Source organism: Halalkalibacter krulwichiae, assembly GCF_002109385.1.
GTDB classification, from domain to species: Bacteria; Bacillota; Bacilli; order Bacillales; family Bacillaceae_D; genus Halalkalibacter; species Halalkalibacter krulwichiae.
In genome coordinates this window covers 1,605,360-1,625,417 of the sequence record NZ_CP020814.1, presented here as the reverse complement: position 1 = coordinate 1,625,417, position 20,058 = coordinate 1,605,360, and the positions used below count along the sequence as shown (strand labels likewise).

Below are 20,058 nucleotides of genomic sequence, written 5' to 3'. Positions count from 1 at the left end.
CCTCCTCACGAATTAACATTACACTTGCATATTCTCAATGATTGTAGAAATCCCTAGTCCTCCTGCCGTACAAAGCGTCACAAGCCCATACTTTTCACCACGACGCTCCATTTCATGTAACAACTTCGTTAATAAAATTGCGCCAGTTGCACCAATTGGGTGCCCTAAAGCAATGGCGCCACCGTTTACATTTACTTTATTCACACCGATATTCCACTCTTTAAGTACTGCTAACGCTTGAGCAGAAAACGCTTCATTCAATTCTACTAGTCCAATATCATCAAACGTTAACCCTGCCATTTTCAAAGCTTTCATCGTTGCTGGAACCGGACCAATCCCCATAATATCAGGAGAGACTCCAACTGAAGCCTGAGCAATAACTTTTGCTTTTGGTTTTATACTATATCTACTAGCTGCCTCTTCTGACATTAATAGGATGGCTGATGCCCCATCATTTCGACCACTACTGTTTCCTGCTGTGACTGTTCCATTCTTTTTAAAGACGGGTTTTAATGTCGATAGCTTTTCAAGTGTTGTATTTCTTGGATGTTCATCGATGTCAAACATAACACTCTCTCGTTTTACTCTTGTTTCATAACCAACAATCTCATCTTTGAATCTTCCTGATTCAATTGCCTGAAGCGCTAAATGCTGGCTACGAAGGGCAAATTCATCTTGCTCTTCGCGGGTGATGTTATATTTTTCAGCAAGGTTCTCAGCTGTCATTCCCATTGTCAAATGTCCATAATCTTCAATAGGTTGTGATCGTGGTTGACTCTCCGTATTTGGATCTAGAATTTCGCCATTTCCAGCACCATAGCCGAATCTAGCATTACGTATGTAATATGGAGCGGTACTCATACTTTCAGCTCCACCAGCTATCACTACGTCTGACAAACCACAATGGATTTGTTGAGCAGCGTTATTTACTGCTTGAATTCCTGAACCACACTGCCGATGGACAGTATAGCCAGGAACTTCAATCGGAAGCTGTGCCCTAAGTGTCGCTAACCTAGCAAGGTTTGGCGTATCTGTACTTTGTTTCCCTTGTCCTAAAATAACTTCATCAACAACTTCTTTTTCAATACCTGAACGAGATACAACTTCATCAATCACTTTCGCAGCTAGAAAATCAACCTCTACCGTTTTTAAGCTACCCCCAAGTCGACCTACAGCCGTTCGAACTGAATCAACAATTACTGGATTTTTCATACTTTCTGCACTCCTATTATGTTTTTCTCGTAGTTATAAAATCCCATGCCAGATTTTCTACCTAACCTACCAGCCTTCACATATTTAGCTAGCAATGGACAAGGACGATATTTTTCACCTAAAGTGGCATGAAGATACTCCATGTTTCTAAGCCGAGTATCTAGGCCGACAAGATCTGCCAACTCCAATGGCCCCATTGGATGATTTAATCCAAGTTTCATTGCTTTATCAATATCTTCAGCTGAAGCGACCCCTTCCATCAGCATATTCATTGCTTCATTTCCAATTAAGCAATTCATCCGACTCGTTACAAAACCAGGAAACTCATTCACTTCTACAACTTCCTTACCCATTGAAAGGGCAGCTTGCTTTGCTTTATTAAATGTTTCATCAGATGTATCTAAACCTCTTACTATCTCGACCAACTTCATTTTATGTGGAGGATTAAAAAAGTGCATTGCGATACATTTCTCAGGTCGTGATGTTTGTGCCCCAATTTCAGTAGGACTCATTGTTGAGGTATTGGTAGCTAAAATTGTATGATTAGGACATACGTCATCTAATTGCTTAAAAATATTTACTTTTAGTTCCATTTGTTCAAGTACAGCTTCAATAACTAGATCAGCTTGCATTCCAGCTTCTTCTATACTCGTTGTAAACTTAATTCTACTAAGACACTCTTCTGCTTCTACTGCTTGTAAGCGTCCTCTTTCAATTGACTTTTTCACTTCCTTTTCAATAAAGGAAGTGGCTTTTTCCAAAGCATTAGGTTGAATATCTTGAAGGAGCACCTGATGCCCAGATAGGGCAGCAGCGTAAGCGATGCCTCTGCCCATTACTCCTCCACCAATTACTGCTAGATTTTCCATGTTATCTCTCCATTCTATTCTATTAGACTGTTACTTTTTTTCTTGAGAGATTTTACTATAGCGGACCAAATAATCCATGACATTCACAACCTTTTCAGGCGTTGAATACACTGGGAACGCATTTTTCTGGTAAAAATCCATAGCCTGAGTTGCAATTGCTTCTGCCCCTAAACGACCAACTACGATTGGTTTATCAGACTCATTAAATACATCCAAGATTGCTTGTGCAATGACTGTAGCACCCGGGTCTGCATTCGTAGTAAGCATGACAATCACGCCATCAATATTTGAATCCCTCGTAAGCGTTTCCATTACTTTTTTAAACATTTCTGGCTTTGCTATAACTTCTGCTGTTACATCAACCGGGTTTTGAGCTGAACCAAATGATGGAATTAGTTCCTTAATTTCATTGATACTTTCCTTTAATTCCGGAACCTCTAACCCTTTCTCTGAACATAGATCGGCAATCACACTACAAGCACCACCAGAAGCCGTAAGTACTCCTACTCGATTTCCTTTTGGCAATCGCTGAATATTAAATGCTCTAGAAACGTCAATTAACTCTTCAATATGATCAATACGAAGCGCTCCGTACTTTTTAAATGCTGCTGAGAAAACGGCATCGTCTCCAGCAATTGAACCTGTATGAGATTGAACGGCTCTTTTCCCTACACTTGATCTACCTGTCTTAAATACAAGTACAGGTTTCTTTTGTTGGAATGCTTTCTCTGTAGCTTTCTTAAACGCTTTAGCATCTTTAATTCCTTCCATAAAGACAGTAATAACATTTGTCAATTCATCTTCTGCTAATACTTCAATAAAATCTGGAATCGTTAAATCAGCCTCATTCGCTACACTGACCCATCTACTAAAACCAGCTCCTTGCTCCCATGCCCTACTAAGTAAAGCGCTACCCATTGCTCCACTTTGAGAGATAAAGCCAATATTTCCTGGTACTTTAACTTTTGACTCTAATGCCGCACCAAAAGCCGTATAGATATTTTTGGAAGGACTAGCAATACCTATTGAGTTAGGTCCTAATACTCGGATATTTCCTTCTTCAGCTAGTGATAATAAACGCTCTTGTAACGCCTGACCTTCTTCTCCTATCTCAGCAAATCCAGAAGAATAGACAATTGCTGCCTTTATTCCCTTTGCTATACACTCCTCCATTACTTGAGGAACATGTTTCGCTCCAACAATAATACAAGCTAAATCAATCTCCCCTGGCACCTCTTTTAAACTAGGGTAAGCTTTATACCCTTTAATTTCTGTAGCACCTGGGTTAATCGGATATAACTCTCCGTCAAAGTTATTTTCAACAATATATCTGAACAATCTTCCACCATTCTTCTTTTCGTTTGTTGAAGCTCCAATAACAGCAATTGAACGTGGGTTCAACATATACTTCACGTTAGTAAGATCTCGATTAGAAACCTCATTTTTCTGATCGTTTCCGACTAGTATTCTGACATCACAAATTGCCGCCTCATTGCCAGAAAACATGATTGGATTCAAGTCTAATTCTTCGATTTCTGGTCTTTCCGCTACTAAGTTATTTAAACCTAGACATATATCAATTAGTTTTTGTTTATTTATCCCTTGCTGTCCACGATATCCTTCAATGATTGGATAGCTTTTCAATTCCTTAATCATTTCTGCTATATCTTCTTTTGAAACTGGCATCATTCTCATCGAGAAATCTTTCATAATTTCTACTAATGTTCCACCAAAGCCAATTACAAGCTGATGACCAAAGATTGGATCTTTTTTAATACCAATAATTAATTCAATTCCTTTTGATGCCATTTCTTGCACTAGAACTCCTGCCATCTTTGCCTCGCTATTATAATTGGAAGCATTCGTAAGGACTTCATTAAAACTTTTAATTAATTGAGTTTGGTTCGTAATATTTACCTTTACAATGCCCGCTTCTGTCTTATGGACAATGTCTCTTGACATCCCTTTTAAAACGATTGGATAGCCGATCGTGTTAGCAAGTTCAATAGCTTCCTCTTCTGTACGCGCTAGTTTGGATTTGGCAACCGGTAGCCCATATTCACATAGAATTTCAGCTCCTTCGTATTCCATAAGAAATCCGTTAGAGCCCTTTTCAGTAACAACTGTAGGTTCTTCAATGTTATTTCGCCCCAACTTTTTCCCCTCCTGTAGGTTTCTTTCTTTGACTAAATCTCATTTCTAACACATCTTCAGCAATTTTATTTTTCAACATTTCTGGTGTTCCACCAGCAATCATCCATCCTCTAATTCTTCTGAAAATATACTCTAATGGATAGTCTGTTGAATATCCGTATCCACCAAAGATCTGAACGGCTTCATGAGCCACCTCAAAAGCTGTTGTATTAATGTACGCCTTAGCAATTGACGCTTCTGTAGGATTCGGTGCTCCTTTATCTGCATTTGTAGTTGCGCGATATAGTAGCAATCGTCCTGCATCAAGTTTCATTTTCATCTCTGCAATTTTCCATTGAATTCCCTGGAACTCTGCTAATTTTCTTCCAAATTGTTCTCTTTCTTTTACATGCTCTACCGCTAAATCAAACGCTGCTTGCGCTAAAGCTAACGATCTTGATGTGTTCCCCATTCTCTCAATATTGAACATTGTAAACAATCTTTTAAATCCGTTATCTGGAACGAGAATGTTTCCTACTGGCACTTCACAATCATCAAAGAATAGTGCGCAGTGTTCCTCGCCAGACATATGAGTTTCCGTTTTTCCTAAGCTGAAACCAGGCGCATCTCTTTCTACTAGAATTGCCCCGGAAGATTTTACATCATCACCAAATCGTACCCAGACAACATAATAAGAATTGTGTGGACCATGCGTGTTAAATACTTTAGAACCGTTAATAATAACTTTGTCTCCTTCTATTCTAGCTTTTGTACTTAAATCAGTTGTCGCCGATCCAGCACCTGGTTCTGACATCGCTACTGAAATTAATTTTTCTCCTGCTAAAATCGAAGGTAAAACACGATCTTTCAATTCTTTACTTCCATATGCCGCTAGTTGTCTTATTGCACCAAAGTTTCCGACTTGGAGCATATCTGCTGTACTTGGACAAACTTTTGCAACTTCTTCCATAACAATGATCGCATTAATTAACGGCATGCCTTGACCGCCATCTTCTTCTGGAAGAACCATTCCCATTAGTCCATGTTCTGCTAAAATTCTGGCATTTTCCCAAGGAACTTCTTGATTTCTCACCCATGTGTAAGCTTTTTCCGAAAACTTATCTTTAGCAAAATTCCTCGCCCATTTTTGTAACTCCAATTGTTCTTGATTAAGGTTAAAATCCATAACAACTATCTCCTCTCGAAATAACAATTATTTTATATGTTTCACTCACTTTTTACATTGCAATTAACGTGCCAACTTTTTCAGACGAAGTTTCCATGTATTTTCCGGTGTATTTTTTAACAAAGGTAACAATCCGTTTATATACTGAACATTGACGTTTAATTCCTTAACAGAACTCTCATTGATTAAATATGGATGTCCCTATATAACAAAAAAATAGCCGAACTCTAATTTAGAGGATCGACTATTTCTTTTCCATTTAATTTCCCGTTTCTAGCGCTCTGCAGGAATAGTTACGTCTAATAACGGTGCATGTTGTTGTGCGCCAAATGTATCTGTTTCTCCTATACCACCAGATGGCTTTCTTCTAGCGATTGTTATTTTAAGCGCCAATGCAGGAGGATAACTAGCAATACAAAGGACGTCTTCTGGTTTTATTCGATAAAGGCTTGCTATTCTTTCTCTTGTAAACACTTCTAATTGTAAGACCTTTTCAAAGCTTTCTTTTGATTTAAAAATTAAGTCAAAAGTAATTTCAAAAGGTCCCGCATTCTTACTTCTTATGATTTGAACAACGTCACTGATTGGAATAGACATGTTTCCCTCCCAAATTAGATATAGTCAATGGGAATAATTCACATGGATCTTCCACTTCCATTAAATGATAGATCGTAAATTCAAATACTTCTCCACCACTTACATCAGGGAATGGAATAGCTAAATTCCCAGCAGTCGCTTTCCTTCCAGGATAATGGTAATGCAGTAATGTCGAACGAGCAAAGGAACAAATTGCTTTTGAATACTCCTTGCTAGTAGACACTACATCGAGAACTAAACCTATTTCATGTGGAGTCGAATCTCGTTTAGGTTCATTTTCTCCTAATACTCCATCTAACCCATAGCGAATGATGTTTAATTCGTAGCTAATATCTTCTTTTGAGAAGAATTCTTTCACACGTTCTTTTGCATAGTTAATCATATGATCTATTTGACTGATAGCAATGGGGTCGCGGACCCCTGCAATTGCTATATGCCGCCAACCAACAGGTTCAACACCCTCAAGTTTCACTTTGTATGGTTCTTGTTTGATTTTAGTCCCAGACACGCGAACACTAAAATCATTCAATTGCTGGTACTGACAGTTACTAACATCTAGTTTAAATCCTGGCCCATAATGAGTAGTTGGATGTGATTTTTCGTATAACACATGAGCAGCAACTGAACTCTCAGTAACCATCCGTTCTGGGTGTAAAGATTGAACTTCAAAATGATCATGTCTCAAAACGCCAAAAGCGCAATCTCCAGCTGTTCCTGGAGTTAAACAAAGAGCCCCGCATTCAAGAATTTTCCCTAAATGCCATGATAATGCTGGATCAAATCCACTCTTAATTGCATAAGCGGCAAAGATAGCCGGATCATAGGTTCTTCCTCCAATAATTAATTCTGCCCCTAATTCAAAAGCCTTAATATATGGTTCTACCCCATTTGAGCGACAATTTTGGTGGCAGTATGAATATGCACTTCATTTAATTCTGGCACTGGACCTAAAGGCTTAATTTGATTGTTCAGCATAGCAGATCTAACAACATCTTTCTCTATTTCTGCACCAATGATTGCCGTAGTGAGTTCAAACTTCTCTTCCTCAAGAATCTCTTCTATTATTTCTAACGTCCAGTCTAACCCTTTCCTGCAACCAGCGCCCCAGAACTACCAATTACAACAGGAATTCCTTTCGCTTTTCCATTTTTCAAGATAATACTCAGATCTTTTTTCACAGCCTGTTTGCTTACTACTCCAACCCCTAAACCTAACTTTTGGGGTCCACCATCGGTTGACCCTGCATCTATGCCAATAAAATGGGGGTTGCGTCGCAAACCCTCATAAAATGATTCTTCTGAAAATCCATAACCTAATATTCCTAATGGTGATAATATTCGTAATTCGTTTAAACGATTACTTGTCATTTAATGACCCTGCCTTTCTTTTCACAAGATTTAAGAAGGTCCCTTCTCCTGCTATACAATTTGTATCCTTATGAATTACACACACCTTTCGTTTTAATAACCCACGGTCTGTCTTAGATGTTTCCTTTTTGTCGATCACTTGAATAGAATAGTAGATCGTATCACCAACATATACAGGTTTTTTAAATGACCATTCGACATGAATGACTCCGAGAGATGTACCTTTTAATATCCCTAATTTTCTATTTAATCCTGTAAAGAGTGAAACAATAAGCATGCCGTGGGCTATCGGTCTTTTATAAATTGATTTTTTTGCTTCAGAAGGATTCGTATGATTTGGGTTCGTGTCACCTGATAGTTCGGAAAAGGACTGTACCAATTTTTCTTCCACTGTGATTTCTTCCGTCTGAAATTGATCATTGATTGAAAACTCTTCCCAATAAAATCCCATATTCCAACTTACCTTCCTTTCATGTAACAAACGCTACCTAACCGATTGTACAAATGATTCAAAACTAGGAAGTCATCTCTAGCTCCGTTGAATTATTTTCCCTATTACCTTTCCTAGTAAAAAATACTAAAGCTAAAAAGAGAATCATTAATCCTAATCCAATAGCATCCGTAACGATTCCACTATAAATTAAGAAGATAGAAGAAGTTAGGCTGATAAAACGCTCATACCAAGTCAAGTCTCTTTTAAACCAACCAGTAATGGCCGCTGCCAACAAGGTAACACCGATTAACCCCATAAAGATAGCTAATGAAACATCTCCTACACTACCTTGTGCTAGTAGTTCTGGACCAAATATAAACATATATGGTATTAAAAAGGCGACTAAGCCGATCCTTGCTGAAGTAAATGATGTTCGTAGTGGATTACTACCTGCAATCCCAGCTCCCGTATAGGAGGCAAGCGCAACTGGTGGTGTAATTGGAGCTAAACACGCGAAATAGTATACGAACATATGAGCATATAATACTCCTACTCCTAGACTGACTAATGCCGGTGCAGTTAAGACACCTAATACGATATAAGAGGCGGTTGGTGGTAGCCCCATTCCCATTATGATACAAGCGACCATAGTAACTAATAGTGTTAAGATTAAGTGGTTTTGACCAAGGTTTACCATTAATGTTGTTAACGTTACACCTATTCCCGTTAAATTAATAACACCTACTACTAAACCAGCTGTAGCACAAGCCATTGTGACTAATAGCATCGATTTAGCCCCTTGTTCCAAAGCCCGAACAAAGAACTTCCAGTCAGCTGATTTAAAATAGACAATCATATAAGTTGCAATTAGAAGAATGATTGACCAAAAAGCAGCAAACATTGGAGATACTTGTTTAAACACGAGTAGATAGATTAAAGTAGTTAAACCCGCATATAAATGAATCCCCTTCCAAAATGTTTCCTTAAAAACTGGTAATTGACTTTTTGGTAGTCCTTTCAATTTTTGTTTCCCAGCTTCAAAGTCAACAAATAAAAATACAGATAGATAAAATAGTAGCGCTGGAATGACGGCTGCTATTACAATTTCCGCATAAGGAATACCCGTTAATTCGGCCATTACGAATGCTCCAGCACCCATGATTGGTGGCATAATCGAACCACCCGTTGACGCAACCGCTTCAACTGAGGCAGCTACCTTAGGTTTATAGCCAACTTTTTTCATTAGAGGAATCGTAAATTGTCCAGTAGAAGAAACATTGGCAACTGGGCTTCCGTTTACGCTTCCCATTAACGCACTCGAGATGACCGCCACTTTAGCGGGACCGCCACGGAACCGACCACCGACGATAAAAGCCAAATCAATAAACACTTTTCCTGCACCAGTCGTATTTAAAAACGCCCCAAAGATTACAAATAAGGCAACAAATGTTGCTGCAATTCCTAATGTTGTCCCCCAAAGCCCATCGGTTGACATGTACAATAGCGAAACCATACGATCAATTGACATATTAGTCGATTGAAAGATACCCGGGAAATAACTACCATAATAAGCATAGACTAAAAAGAACCCCCGATTGCAGCTAAAACCCAGCCTGCAACACGCCTTGTAGCTTCTAAAACTAGAAGAATCATTAAGACACCGAAAAACTTATCTAAAAATACCGGATTACCAACTCTAAATAACAATTGTTCATATGTTGAAATTATATATAAACAAGATCCTAACACTATGAAAATAAAGACGTAGTCTAGCCATCTTACTTTTGCCGATTTATGAATTGGATACAATAGAAATACTAAAATTAAAACGAGAGTTAAATGTAAGTTCCTTTGTAACATGGCAGTAAGGACTCCAAATCCACCTGTATACAAATGGAACAGTGAAAGTATAATCGAAAGAAAGAAAACCGTTTTCACAACGAATTTTGAACGATTGATTGGCTGAGTTTCCTCCATAGTTACTATTCACCCCTTCATAATTATTTTTTAGAAGGAGGAACGAGTCGTTCCTCCTTAACAGAAATCATTTATTAATCTAATACGCCAATTTCTTGATAATAACGTTTAGCGCCTGGATGTAACTCAATCACATTTTGATGCGCTGTTTCAGGTGTCATTTCTCGCATCGCTTCAACAGCTTCGTGAAGGTTGTCAAGATTGTCAAAAATTGCTTTAACAAAATTGTAGACATACTCTTCATCTAGATCAGCGTGAACAACGGTTTGCGTATTAACCGCAAGTGTTTGGGTATCTTCATCAACGCCCTTATACGTCCCAGCTGGAATAACTTCTTTATACAAGGATGGATTTGCATTATTTACCGCTTCCACTTCTTCATCATTAAGACCGATTAACTTAATGTCACGTACATTAGCTAAATCCATAACCCCAGGAGTAGGAATACCAGCCCAAATGAAAGCAGCATCAATATGTCCATCTCTCATCCCTTCTACACCTTCTGCAAAAGATAAGTATTCTTGTCTTACACCGTCACCATAAGGAAGCCCTAGGATTTCCAATACTTCTCTTGTCTTTACCTCTGTCCCACTACCAGGAGCTCCAACTGCTATTCTTTTTCCTTCTAAATCGCTAAAACTTTCAATACCAGTTCCTTCTACTGTAACGAGATTCAAAGGTTGAGAGTACATACTGAATACCCCTTTAAGCACATCGTCATGTGGATCTCCTTCAAACTCTAAGCCAATCCCTTCATATGCCCCAACTGCACTATCGCCACCTAACAAGGCGAATTCAACTTCTCCATTTTTTAATAGACGAACATTTTCCACTGATCCACCAGATGCTTGGTTTGTTATGCGGAGTGAAGGCTCATTGTTATTAACAATTTGTGCCATCGCTGCACCAATAGGATAAAATGCACCAGACGTTCCAGCAGTAGTTAGTACAACATTCTTTGTATCACCTGATTCAGCACCTTCATTACTATTTTGTGTTTCACTAGAACATGCAGCAACTAAAACAGTAAAGATCATTGCAAAAACAATTGATGCAAACAATTTCCCCTTTTTCATAAAAGCCTTCCTCCCTTAATTTTCATCATTTTTTTTTTGATTTAACCACTTCTCACCCTTCACTTTCTTCTATCCATCGCCTCCTTTATAAAATAAAAATGGTACAACCCTCAAGTCGAAAAAATATCTATTAAATGAAGGTTTTCAACATTATTAGTTACTTTTTTTATCGCGCTTTCTCCAATTATGTTCTCGCAATTTTTTGTGAATTTCTGTTGTAAGTCTTCCATTGATATAGGATTAGGCGGCTCCCCTTGACTGTGTCAAATGAGATTTCAATGCTTTGTCCTGCTTGTAGGTAAATCACTATATTTGTCTTCCTACTCAACGGATAGACTCGTTCACAGTCTTCATCGAGTACTACATCAATAGTTTCCATTACTTTTCTAATCTCTTCATAATCAGTACGTTCTAAATTAAAGCTATCAACTGTTATTTCTTCCCCTAAAAGAGCCACTGCCGCTACAAAAGGAATACTCATTTGTAAATCTAGTAAGCTATTACATTCCTTATGAGAATGAAACGAAGTAACTTTATTAACACCAATTTTTACCTTTTTGATTTCAGTGGGTGAAATATGGTGTTGTTCTTGAATTTCCTTAATTGCGTCAATGACCACATGCAAATGTCGGCAGCAAGGATATGGTTTGATATAAATATTCAATATTTCGAATGATCGTCCGATAGGCAGTTCCGCTAGTTCGTTGTTTATTTGCCCTCCAGCAAATACATCAAAAACTCCACCTTCTTTTTCAAAAATATCACTTGGTCCATATAGTTTTCTCTTGGATAACTCTGCAGCAATAATACCGTCACGTGCTGCGATACCCGGATGTAAGCGCTTAACTTCAGAACCGCTACCAAGAAAAGCGAAGGTTCCACCAGCAAAGCTCGCTGCATTACCTAATGCCCCAACCGTTTCATCAAAATTAAACTCTAGTAAATGTGAGATGGCAGCTGTCACACCGAAAATTCCAGCTACTGATGTATTGTGGAACCCACGTTGTCTAGAATAGGGATGAATCACGGAAGCAACCCGAATGGTAACTTCGTATCCTACTAGTATAGCTCTTATCACTTGTTGGACTGATGAGTTGTTCTTTTCTGCGACTGCCAATACTGCTGGAAAGATGACACATCCAATATGTACAGACCCTTTTGTATGACCATCATCAAAATCCAAACAATGTGCACTTGTTCCATTTACAAACGCTGCATTATGATAGTTCAATCCTGTGTCTTGCCCTAAAACTGTTGATTCACCCTTTCCCAACTCGCTATAATACTCATAAACTTTTTTACCAACTTCCGTTTGAGATCCAGAAATTGCTGCGGTTAAGTAGTCTAAATAAACCTTTTTAATTTGCTCTCTTACCTCTTCGGTTATATCTTGATCTTTTAAACCAACAGAGAATTCAGCAATACGATGTGTGAAGCTCATAAAAATATCCTCCTATTTATATTTGTACATGTAAATCTTACATCCTTACTATGCAAGTAACGTGCCATCCTATCTGTTATCAATAAAAACCGTATGAAAGCACTGCTGCACAATTTATACTTAATGACATTTATTATACATGCAATAAATATGCCATGTTGAAAAAATAGGTACTTAATTACGGAAATATATGCGTACTGCTTACAATTTTTTATTAATAATCCCTTCATTAATAATTCTTTTCAATTCGAGAATATTTTACCACCTTTAAATCTGTGTTCATTTTCTAAACATAGGACCACTGATTTTACGTTCAATTGTTAAAAATTAAAACGGTAGTCTTTCTAAATCAGTAAAGGCCAGTAAATAAAATAAGAAAAGATCGCAACAATAAAACTAATGATAAGTAAAATACTGCCTATAAAAATACTTTCTTTTAGAAATAGGTGACCCATTTCATTTGCTAATACGAGAATAGGAGAATGAATCGGCAAAATCATTGTTGAGCAAATGATGATCGTTGTCGATAGATACACTAATAGCGGGTCTAAAGCGACCGAGTTAGAAAACGCAATCGTTAATGGGTAGATAACCGTTAGAGAAGCTACCGGACTAACAAACAATAAACGAATCAACATAACTACCACTAGCACAATTAGGACATTTATTACTTCGTACGAGCTTCCGCCTATAAAGGAAAATACTTTACTAGCTAACCATGTTGCTGTTCCATTATGCTCAATTGTGATCGCTAAAGAAATAGCAGTTCCTAATAAAAGAAAGTTTTCCCAATCATAGTTTCTTAAATCACTATTTTTTAACAACCCAATACCTGGTAAAGAAAAAAATGTTAAAGCTAATAATGGTGGTACAATAATGGGAATGTTCCACGTTGGCCCGACTATCCATAAGATCAACATAAAACTTAGTACAACAATTACCATAGAAACAGGTAGATGACTTCTTTCATTCGAAACTAGAAGATTATTTTTCGATTCATTATGAAGTTTAGACTTAGGTAATTTATTCATTTTCCAAAAGAACCACATACAAATACCCGTCATTAAAGTAATAGCCCAAATAGGTAAAGCCATTAGGAAGAACCATTTACTCCACGTTACTTCGTATCCCAAATCTACCACTAACTGACTCGCTACTACCGCTAACCCTCCCCGGTAATAACAATCAAAGTAACAACTTGGTTAATGCCCGACAAGGCCCATGTTGTGAAACGTACGAACGAACTATTTTTGTGAAGATTATGACTACAGTTAATTTCTTCCATTAAAGGAATGAACATCCGGAGTCTTGCGTTTCCTGACGGCATAACGATCGGCAGTAGCAACGTTGCTACAAAGAATCCAATCGCTGTTTTCTTTATATTTCCATGTGAAAATTTCAAGATAATAGTAGAAAGTATTTTATCAATACCAACTTTTGTCATAACCGTACTAACAAGTGAAACAGCTAGTATGAAGTAAATAGACGAAGAAAGAAACCCTTGGATCCCTTCTGAAAATTCTGGGACAATCCCTAACATTAATTGTAAACAAATAATAAGTAACGAAGAGATTCCAGTTGGTATTGCTTTAGTTGCCCATATAATAATAGAAAAAATCAGTAACCCAAGTGTCCTCTGTTGAATCTCAGTCAAACCAAATGTACTTGGTATTAGTACACTTCCTGTGACAACAAGAAAACAACTGAACAAAATAATAACCTTTGCATTTAAAGAAAACGACATTGTAGGATGAATATTCTTTTTGATTTCCATTCCATTATCAAACTCCCTGAAATTAACTATCACCATAAAGATAATCAATTAATTTCAAATCGTTAATTTATTAAACATCACATGTTTACTTTCTATACATTCGCTTCTTCACTAGTTACCGTTATAACTTGGCACTCTTTTCTCCAAAAATGCGGTTACACCTTCATGTTTGTCTTCAGAATTAAATAAAATCGCTTGTGCTAACTTTTCTATTAGTAAAGCATTCTTCATATCAAGATCGAACCCTTGATGTATTACCATCTTTGCTAGCGTTACAGCAAGTGGACCTTTCTCCATAATTTTCGCAGCGATTTCGTAAGCTGTTTGAAATAAATCTTCTATTTTTACTACTCTTGTCACTAAACCTATGTTTTCTGCCTTTTCAGCTGAAATCACTTCACCCATTAGAATCATTTCGATTGCACGACCTTTACCAACAATTCTTGCTAAACGCTGTGTTCCTCCCCCACCTGGAATTATTGATAAATTTAGTTCAGGAAGTCCGATTTTCGCATGCTCTGCCGCTATCCGTATGTCACATGCAAGAGCTAGCTCACAGCCGCCACCTAGTGCGTATCCGTTTATTGCGGCAATTGTCACTTTGCTACTACTTTCAATTTTTTGGCAAACCCCTGATAGTCCTGGTAATAGTGCATCTTTCGCTTCTTTTTCTTTTAATTGCTTAATATCAGCCCCAGAAGCAAAAGACTTCTCCCCCTCACCAGTAAAAATAATGACTTTGATGCCTTCATGTTTTTCCCATATTTCTATCGCCTCCTCAACCTCTTCAAGAGTCCTAGAATCAATTGCATTTCTCATTTCAGGACGATTTAATTTAATAACACCAATTACCCCGTCCTTATAAGCAACGATATTTTCATAATACATAAACTTCCCCTCCTCATTTAGTCATTCAATTATCTCTTTGCAACTTCCATGCCAATTTTTCAAATTGTTTAGCTACCTGAATTTTCATATCGACAACTTAACTAATGAGGAGCAGGATTCAATTGAATTCATATCTTTGCCTTTGAAGATCTCGTCTAATTTGAATTCGACAAATACAAAGTATGTCCCCCTCTTAATTAGAGTTGAGAGGTACAACCTATCGAATTCAAAAGTAAAAGGGATGTTTATACGAAACACAAAAAAGAGAATTGTCCAAAGACAATTCTCTTTCCTAGTAATCAATTACAATTCAACACCATATTCACTTAACCATTCGTCGCGTCCTGCTTCGTCATATAGAAGCATTTCTAAGAACTCTTCATCAAATAGTAGTTCATATGTCGATTCATCTTCAAAGAAGATTTCACTAACTTCTGGTCGGTTAAACCATTCTTCTTGAGCTAATTCGAACTGTAGCTCATCTACTCTTTCAAATTCAACATCGTAAAATTCATCTGAATAATCCATGCCGCCCATCATTAATGTACCAAATAGCTCTGCTACATCTATTACGTCCGCGCCTGGTGCTTCTAGAACAAATTCTTGCTCACCGTTAACATTAGAATAGCTTTGTGTGAAATCAAAACTAATACGGATGTCTTCCCCGATTTCTGGGTCGCTAAATGTTCCATCAAACGAAAAGCCTTCTTGTTTGATAAAGCCATCTTCATCAAGGAGTACTTTCATTTCTCCTACGTTGATTTGAATGTAATCTTTAAGCTCTTCTAATTCTGCGAACGCATCTTCTGGGATTTCGTTTTCTAATTCCTTAAGTTCATCTAAATCCGCTTGCGTGAGTCCTAACAATTCCAAGTGTTCAGATTTAGAAAGTACTTCATATAGTTCAGGTAATGAGTGTCTAACAGTATTTTCAATAATGTCATAGAGACGATCTCCACTGAAGTCAACCGTTACTTCTGTTCCTTCTTCTGATGTAACACTGAAATTAGAATCATCAACATTCTTGATGAAAACGCCAATGATTTCTAGAGCCAAACCAGTCATTGCTTGCTCTTCTTCTTCATTTTCTGGGAAAATCGGTACATACTCTTCGCCGCTCATTTCAGCGATTTCTTTTAAATCCATTTCAAGATATTGTCCAGAAAACTCATCTGGAATAAATCCTGGAAGATTTGGAACTTTGAGCCAGATCTTTTCACCTTCAATTAGAAGTGGAACTTCAACTGTTGATCTTAAATCGCCAAGGTTCATTTGTGTTTCGAGGACTAACTCGACTTTTTCTAGGTCCTTTTGGTAAGCACCGCTGTAATTAATCGTTAAATCTTTAAAAATATCTAGAAAACCTTTAATCTCTTCATCTATCATCATATTTTCAAAGTCTAATGATAATACATATTGACCTTCAAACGCCATGCTTTCCATTTCCTGTGACTGTTTAATCGCATCCGTTAATAATTGCTTTGGATCCACTGCTTCATTACTTGCCGAATTGTTACATGCAGCAAGAAATGCCATCGCTACTACAAGTACAGCCCAAACTACCAATTTCAATCTTTTCATTATTTAACTCCTTTTTCTCCTCTCAAGTATAACTGCTTTAGTGAGAGTTCTTAGTTGTTTGATAACCACAAACACGATATCACACTTTCCCATTTTATGGAACACAAAATTACAAATTTGTTACACAATTTCTATTTAATCGAAAGAATAGGTTACAAAGAACTAGGAATTCAGCCCTTGGAGAATGGCTATTTCTTTTTTCGCTTGATCAACCGAACCATCAAAAATTAATTTTCCTTGTTCAAGCATGGCAATTCGATCTGCTAAATAAAGCATTTCATCCACGTCATGACTTGTAAAAACGATTGTAGTCCCTTGTTTGGAAACATGTTTGATAAAAGGGAGCAAATCCTTTTTCGAATATAAATCCATTCCGACTGTTGGTTCATCCATAAGAAGAACCTCTGGTTCGTGTAACAATGCCACTGCGATGTTCACTCGACGCTTATAGCCCCCAGATAAACGGTCTACTTTTTCGTGCAAAAAGTCATCCAACTGCAAAAGACGAACTAATTCTGTTACTTTTGTCTGCTTGATCTGTAACATTTTTGCCCAAAACGTTACATTATCGAAGACGGACAATGAAGGGTATAAAGCAATTTCTTGTGGGACATAGCCTATTTTTCTGCGAGCTTTTTTCACGTTTTTTCGGAGTGAACACTCCCCGATCCATATCTCGCCATCCTCTACCTTTTCTGTCGTACTCAATAAAGAAAGTAGGGTTGTTTTCCCCGCTCCATTCGGGCCAATCAAACCGAGTATTTCCCCTTTTCCTACCGTTAACGTTATGTTTTCAAGGATCATCTTAGACCCAATTTGTTTGCTTACGTTTTCGATTCGAATCATGATTGTTTCCGCCACCTTTCCACACTAAGAGCTGTAAAGAAGAGAGTAAACACACAAAGGGCACATCCAGTTAACAATACAGCAGATCCAACAGACCCTTCACCTACATAAGGTAAGATGTCTCTTACTCCATTTAAGAACCATCCTTGTGGTGTTCCGTAAGAGAGCCACTTAACGGAGTCGCTCCATTCGCTTAAATCAACAAAACTCCCTCCTGCTAAACTTGTAAATAATACAAATAAAACTCCTACTGTTTGAAGTTGTAAAGGTGATTTCACTAAGATCGCGATATAGGTTCCGATCGAAAAAGTAGCCATAACATAAAGGACAAAAAGAAAGACGATTTCCCACGTTAATGGTAGAGCAAATTGATTCATACCGAAAATCAACACCAATGCAAGGATCCCTTGAAGCAAGACGAATACCATCGTCGGTATAGAATGTCCTATGATATATAATAGTGGAGATACAGCGGTCCCCTTCAAACGTTTCCGAACTCCTAATTGATAATCGTCTACGATCCATTGCTGCATAAAGATAAATAAAAATAAAATAAGCGCACTAAGACAGCCCATCAAAAACTGAATTTCAAAGTATATCCATGCTTGACTCTCACTCTCATCACTAGTTTCCGTTTCCCCTATGCGTGAATGAAGGCCACCATCTATGTAGGTAATCGACATTAATGGCTCTGGCTCCCAGTAGGAATCACTTTGATTCCAAGCATCTTCCCATAAGTTTGTCGGCACTCTATTTTGCTCTATCATTTTCTTATCTTCTCGAGATAGTAAATCAAGCTTTTCATACTTATCATCAATATAATGAGCAGCTTGAACATTGCTAGATAACCGAAGTACTTCACTAGCAACAAGCTCTGAGATCAATACATGTGTTAAAGAGGAAGGAGGATAATACAATTCAACGATTTCCGCTCGTTTCTTATCGATCAGCTGATCCATAAAGCCATTGCTAAAAATAATAGCTGCCTCTATTTTATTCGTCTGTACTAACTGAATGGCTTCTTCTCTATTCATTTTTTCTACCGATACAATTGATTGAGTAGAAAAGCGGTCTATCACTACTTCGGAATAGATGCTCTGATCTTCATCGACCACCGCAACTCGTATCCCTTCCTCCTGTGCGGAATTTCCAGTTAATAAAAGTAACAACACCACCGCTATTGGAACGATTAGCACTAAGAAACTAAGCTCCACTGGCCTTCTAAGCCACCATTTCATTCTTAACCAAGCACAAGTCCATATCATCTTCATCATCTTATACTTCCCTTCTACTAGACTGGACGATGACAGCTAGACTTAAAGAAATCAAAATGAATAGAACCAACACCATACAACTTAGCCAAAATACGTTTCCACTCTCATGAAAAAATGCAGAAAACCAGCCTTGACTCAACCAATGCATCATGGAGAATGGCTGAATATACTCAAGCCAAGTCGGTAAATATGCAAGTGGGATGATGGTTCCGCCACTTAGTGACATGGCAATGAGAAGAATCAAGCTTGCCAAATTGATCGCAGCGATGTTATCAAACAAAAGAGAGAAGAAAATAAAAAAAGAACTAATCGTTATGATTACAAGAGCACTGATGATGATCACTTCCCATATACTCCCTTGAAACGACTCCTTCATGATCCAGATTGAAGGACCAAAAAACAACACGTACGGCACAACAATAAATAGAGCCAATGACCCTACTCGTACCATGACGATTTGCCAATGATTAATTCCTAGTGAACGTAACCGCCTCTCAAGCAGTCTGCTTTCATTTGTCCCCACTTTCAATCCAAATAATCCAATGAAAAAAACGAACAAAATTCCTGCGTTGACGAGATAATATTGTCCCATACTCAAATCACCAAACGCTGAAATCCTTTCTTTTTTCCATATTTCTTGACGATTTAACGCTAATAACGTAAAGCTTAGAATCGATTCATGAAAAATTTGATTGAGTTCTTCTGGGGCAACTTTTGCTTCTTCCATATAAAGATAGATCGTATTAATTCCACTTTGAGAGGCAGTGACCATATTAGCTCCACTTTGCATGAGCTGGCGAACAAGTGCGGATTGCTGAGGGCGCTGTTCATTTCCTGTCACAACAATAGGTGTATTAATTCCTCTAGCTAAATCCCTTCCAAATCCTTCAGGAATTGTAATAACGGCAGCTACTTGATTGCTTGCAAGCCACTGATTGGCCATGACTTCATTCACTTGCCTGAGGGTAACAACCTCCTGAATGTCAGGATTCTGAATGAACTGCTGAAGCATAATTCTTGTTTCCCTCGCATCATCTAAATTCACGAGTGCTATATTTATTTTTTCCATTGAATCCTCTTCGGAAAAAAAAGGACTCACTACATATGAAAAAAACGCTAACAAAAAAAGAGGTCCGAATATGAGAACACCGACCACTTTTCGATCTGTTAGCATATTCTTCAGTTCATATCCTAACCATACAATGCTCTTCATGTAAGACAATGTCACTCCTAAAAATCCAATTTGTAGTCAAATAGTATGTAAGTTTAACGTATAACATGATAGCATATGGACCTTATTATGGAAATGGAGGTTTTATTAGTCAGTAACAAGATTTTTTGTCATTTGATATACCCAAACTAACAAAATTGAAAAATGCCTAGTAAGCTCTCAATTTTCCTTTC

General features: G+C 37.7%; 19 protein-coding genes. All 19 read right to left on the bottom strand.

Annotated features, from left to right (window positions below; all coding sequences use genetic code 11):
• Positions 1–18 precede the first annotated feature (18 nt).
• Positions 19–1,212 (bottom strand): thiolase family protein, encoded by a 1,194-nt coding sequence (locus BkAM31D_RS08250; protein WP_066152048.1) that lies wholly within the window; start codon positions 1,210–1,212, stop codon positions 19–21.
• Positions 1,209–2,081, bottom strand: a complete 873-nt coding sequence (locus BkAM31D_RS08245; RefSeq protein WP_066152051.1) for a 3-hydroxyacyl-CoA dehydrogenase — start codon at positions 2,079–2,081, stop codon at positions 1,209–1,211. Before BkAM31D_RS08245 ends, BkAM31D_RS08250 begins: the two co-directional genes overlap by 4 nt.
• A 30-nt stretch (positions 2,082–2,111) precedes the next feature.
• Complete coding sequence (locus BkAM31D_RS08240; RefSeq protein ID WP_066152054.1) at positions 2,112–4,235, bottom strand: acetate--CoA ligase family protein; 2,124 nt, start codon at positions 4,233–4,235, stop codon at positions 2,112–2,114.
• Complete coding sequence (locus BkAM31D_RS08235) at positions 4,222–5,400, bottom strand: acyl-CoA dehydrogenase family protein (RefSeq protein ID WP_066152058.1); 1,179 nt, start codon at positions 5,398–5,400, stop codon at positions 4,222–4,224. The genes BkAM31D_RS08240 and BkAM31D_RS08235 overlap by 14 nt, the downstream gene beginning before the upstream one ends.
• Positions 5,401–5,673: 273 nt before the next feature.
• Positions 5,674–5,997, bottom strand: a complete 324-nt coding sequence (locus tag BkAM31D_RS08230; RefSeq protein WP_066152061.1) for a DUF4387 domain-containing protein — start codon at positions 5,995–5,997, stop codon at positions 5,674–5,676.
• Positions 5,978–6,835 (bottom strand): acyclic terpene utilization AtuA family protein, encoded by an 858-nt coding sequence (locus BkAM31D_RS24090; RefSeq protein WP_257391667.1) that lies wholly within the window; start codon positions 6,833–6,835, stop codon positions 5,978–5,980. Before BkAM31D_RS24090 ends, BkAM31D_RS08230 begins: the two co-directional genes overlap by 20 nt.
• A gap of 241 nt (positions 6,836–7,076) precedes the next feature.
• Positions 7,077–7,364 (bottom strand): hypothetical protein, encoded by a 288-nt coding sequence (locus BkAM31D_RS24085; protein ID WP_218970372.1) that lies wholly within the window; start codon positions 7,362–7,364, stop codon positions 7,077–7,079.
• Positions 7,354–7,815 carry a MaoC family dehydratase gene (locus BkAM31D_RS08220; RefSeq protein WP_066152067.1) on the bottom strand — a complete coding sequence of 154 codons (462 nt, stop codon included), beginning with the start codon at positions 7,813–7,815 and terminating at the stop codon, positions 7,354–7,356. Before BkAM31D_RS08220 ends, BkAM31D_RS24085 begins: the two co-directional genes overlap by 11 nt.
• Before the next feature lie 64 nt (positions 7,816–7,879).
• Positions 7,880–9,325 carry a TRAP transporter permease gene (locus BkAM31D_RS08215; RefSeq protein WP_257391644.1) on the bottom strand — a complete coding sequence of 482 codons (1,446 nt, stop codon included), beginning with the start codon at positions 9,323–9,325 and terminating at the stop codon, positions 7,880–7,882.
• A 50-nt stretch (positions 9,326–9,375) separates the two neighbouring features.
• Positions 9,376–9,774, bottom strand: coding sequence for a hypothetical protein (locus tag BkAM31D_RS08210; protein WP_085449763.1), 399 nt, complete (start codon positions 9,772–9,774; stop codon positions 9,376–9,378).
• Between the two features lie 74 nt (positions 9,775–9,848).
• Positions 9,849–10,850, bottom strand: coding sequence for a TAXI family TRAP transporter solute-binding subunit (locus BkAM31D_RS08205; protein ID WP_066152073.1), 1,002 nt, complete (start codon positions 10,848–10,850; stop codon positions 9,849–9,851).
• A 184-nt stretch (positions 10,851–11,034) separates the two neighbouring features.
• Entirely contained in the window at positions 11,035–12,291 is a 1,257-nt protein-coding gene (locus BkAM31D_RS08200; RefSeq protein ID WP_085449762.1) for an MmgE/PrpD family protein, read from the bottom strand.
• Between the two features lie 344 nt (positions 12,292–12,635).
• Positions 12,636–13,433 carry an SLC13 family permease gene (locus tag BkAM31D_RS08195; protein ID WP_085449761.1) on the bottom strand — a complete coding sequence of 266 codons (798 nt, stop codon included), beginning with the start codon at positions 13,431–13,433 and terminating at the stop codon, positions 12,636–12,638.
• Between the two features lie 20 nt (positions 13,434–13,453).
• Positions 13,454–14,065: an anion permease gene (locus BkAM31D_RS08190; RefSeq protein WP_180319896.1), complete on the bottom strand. Its 612-nt coding sequence runs from the start codon at positions 14,063–14,065 to the stop codon at positions 13,454–13,456.
• Between the two features lie 111 nt (positions 14,066–14,176).
• Entirely contained in the window at positions 14,177–14,953 is a 777-nt protein-coding gene (locus BkAM31D_RS08185; RefSeq protein WP_066152082.1) for an enoyl-CoA hydratase/isomerase family protein, read from the bottom strand.
• Between the two features lie 303 nt (positions 14,954–15,256).
• The gene (locus BkAM31D_RS08180) at positions 15,257–16,534 is read right to left on the bottom strand and encodes a hypothetical protein (RefSeq protein WP_066152085.1); all 1,278 of its coding nucleotides are present in this window, start codon (positions 16,532–16,534) and stop codon (positions 15,257–15,259) included.
• Positions 16,535–16,696: 162 nt separating this feature from the next.
• A complete protein-coding gene (locus BkAM31D_RS08175) occupies positions 16,697–17,380 on the bottom strand; it encodes an ABC transporter ATP-binding protein (RefSeq protein ID WP_066152087.1) in 684 nt (227 codons plus the stop codon).
• A complete protein-coding gene (locus BkAM31D_RS08170) occupies positions 17,377–18,654 on the bottom strand; it encodes an ABC transporter permease (RefSeq protein ID WP_066152090.1) in 1,278 nt (425 codons plus the stop codon). Before BkAM31D_RS08170 ends, BkAM31D_RS08175 begins: the two co-directional genes overlap by 4 nt.
• Before the next feature lies 1 nt (position 18,655).
• Positions 18,656–19,867, bottom strand: coding sequence for an ABC transporter permease (locus BkAM31D_RS08165; RefSeq protein ID WP_066152093.1), 1,212 nt, complete (start codon positions 19,865–19,867; stop codon positions 18,656–18,658).
• Between the last annotated feature and the right edge of the window lie 191 nt (positions 19,868–20,058).

Excerpts from the sequence above, each read along its gene's own strand:
- BkAM31D_RS08250 (WP_066152048.1), bottom strand. The coding sequence starts at position 1,212 with ATGAAAAATCCAGTAATTGTTGATTCAGTTCGAACGGCTGTAGGTCGA.
- BkAM31D_RS08245 (WP_066152051.1), bottom strand. The coding sequence starts at position 2,081 with ATGGAAAATCTAGCAGTAATTGGTGGAGGAGTAATGGGCAGAGGCATC.
- BkAM31D_RS08235 (WP_066152058.1), bottom strand. The coding sequence starts at position 5,400 with ATGGATTTTAACCTTAATCAAGAACAATTGGAGTTACAAAAATGGGCG.
- BkAM31D_RS08230 (WP_066152061.1), bottom strand. The coding sequence starts at position 5,997 with ATGTCTATTCCAATCAGTGACGTTGTTCAAATCATAAGAAGTAAGAAT.
- BkAM31D_RS24085 (WP_218970372.1), bottom strand. The coding sequence starts at position 7,364 with ATGACAAGTAATCGTTTAAACGAATTACGAATATTATCACCATTAGGA.
- BkAM31D_RS08220 (WP_066152067.1), bottom strand. The coding sequence starts at position 7,815 with ATGGGATTTTATTGGGAAGAGTTTTCAATCAATGATCAATTTCAGACG.
- BkAM31D_RS08215 (WP_257391644.1), bottom strand. The coding sequence starts at position 9,325 with ATGTCAATTGATCGTATGGTTTCGCTATTGTACATGTCAACCGATGGG.
- BkAM31D_RS08210 (WP_085449763.1), bottom strand. The coding sequence starts at position 9,774 with ATGGAGGAAACTCAGCCAATCAATCGTTCAAAATTCGTTGTGAAAACG.
- BkAM31D_RS08205 (WP_066152073.1), bottom strand. The coding sequence starts at position 10,850 with ATGAAAAAGGGGAAATTGTTTGCATCAATTGTTTTTGCAATGATCTTT.
- BkAM31D_RS08200 (WP_085449762.1), bottom strand. The coding sequence starts at position 12,291 with ATGAGCTTCACACATCGTATTGCTGAATTCTCTGTTGGTTTAAAAGAT.
- BkAM31D_RS08190 (WP_180319896.1), bottom strand. The coding sequence starts at position 14,065 with ATGGAAATCAAAAAGAATATTCATCCTACAATGTCGTTTTCTTTAAAT.
- BkAM31D_RS08185 (WP_066152082.1), bottom strand. The coding sequence starts at position 14,953 with ATGTATTATGAAAATATCGTTGCTTATAAGGACGGGGTAATTGGTGTT.
- BkAM31D_RS08180 (WP_066152085.1), bottom strand. The coding sequence starts at position 16,534 with ATGAAAAGATTGAAATTGGTAGTTTGGGCTGTACTTGTAGTAGCGATG.
- BkAM31D_RS08175 (WP_066152087.1), bottom strand. The coding sequence starts at position 17,380 with ATGATTCGAATCGAAAACGTAAGCAAACAAATTGGGTCTAAGATGATC.
- BkAM31D_RS08170 (WP_066152090.1), bottom strand. The coding sequence starts at position 18,654 with ATGATGAAGATGATATGGACTTGTGCTTGGTTAAGAATGAAATGGTGG.
- BkAM31D_RS08165 (WP_066152093.1), bottom strand. The coding sequence starts at position 19,867 with ATGAAGAGCATTGTATGGTTAGGATATGAACTGAAGAATATGCTAACA.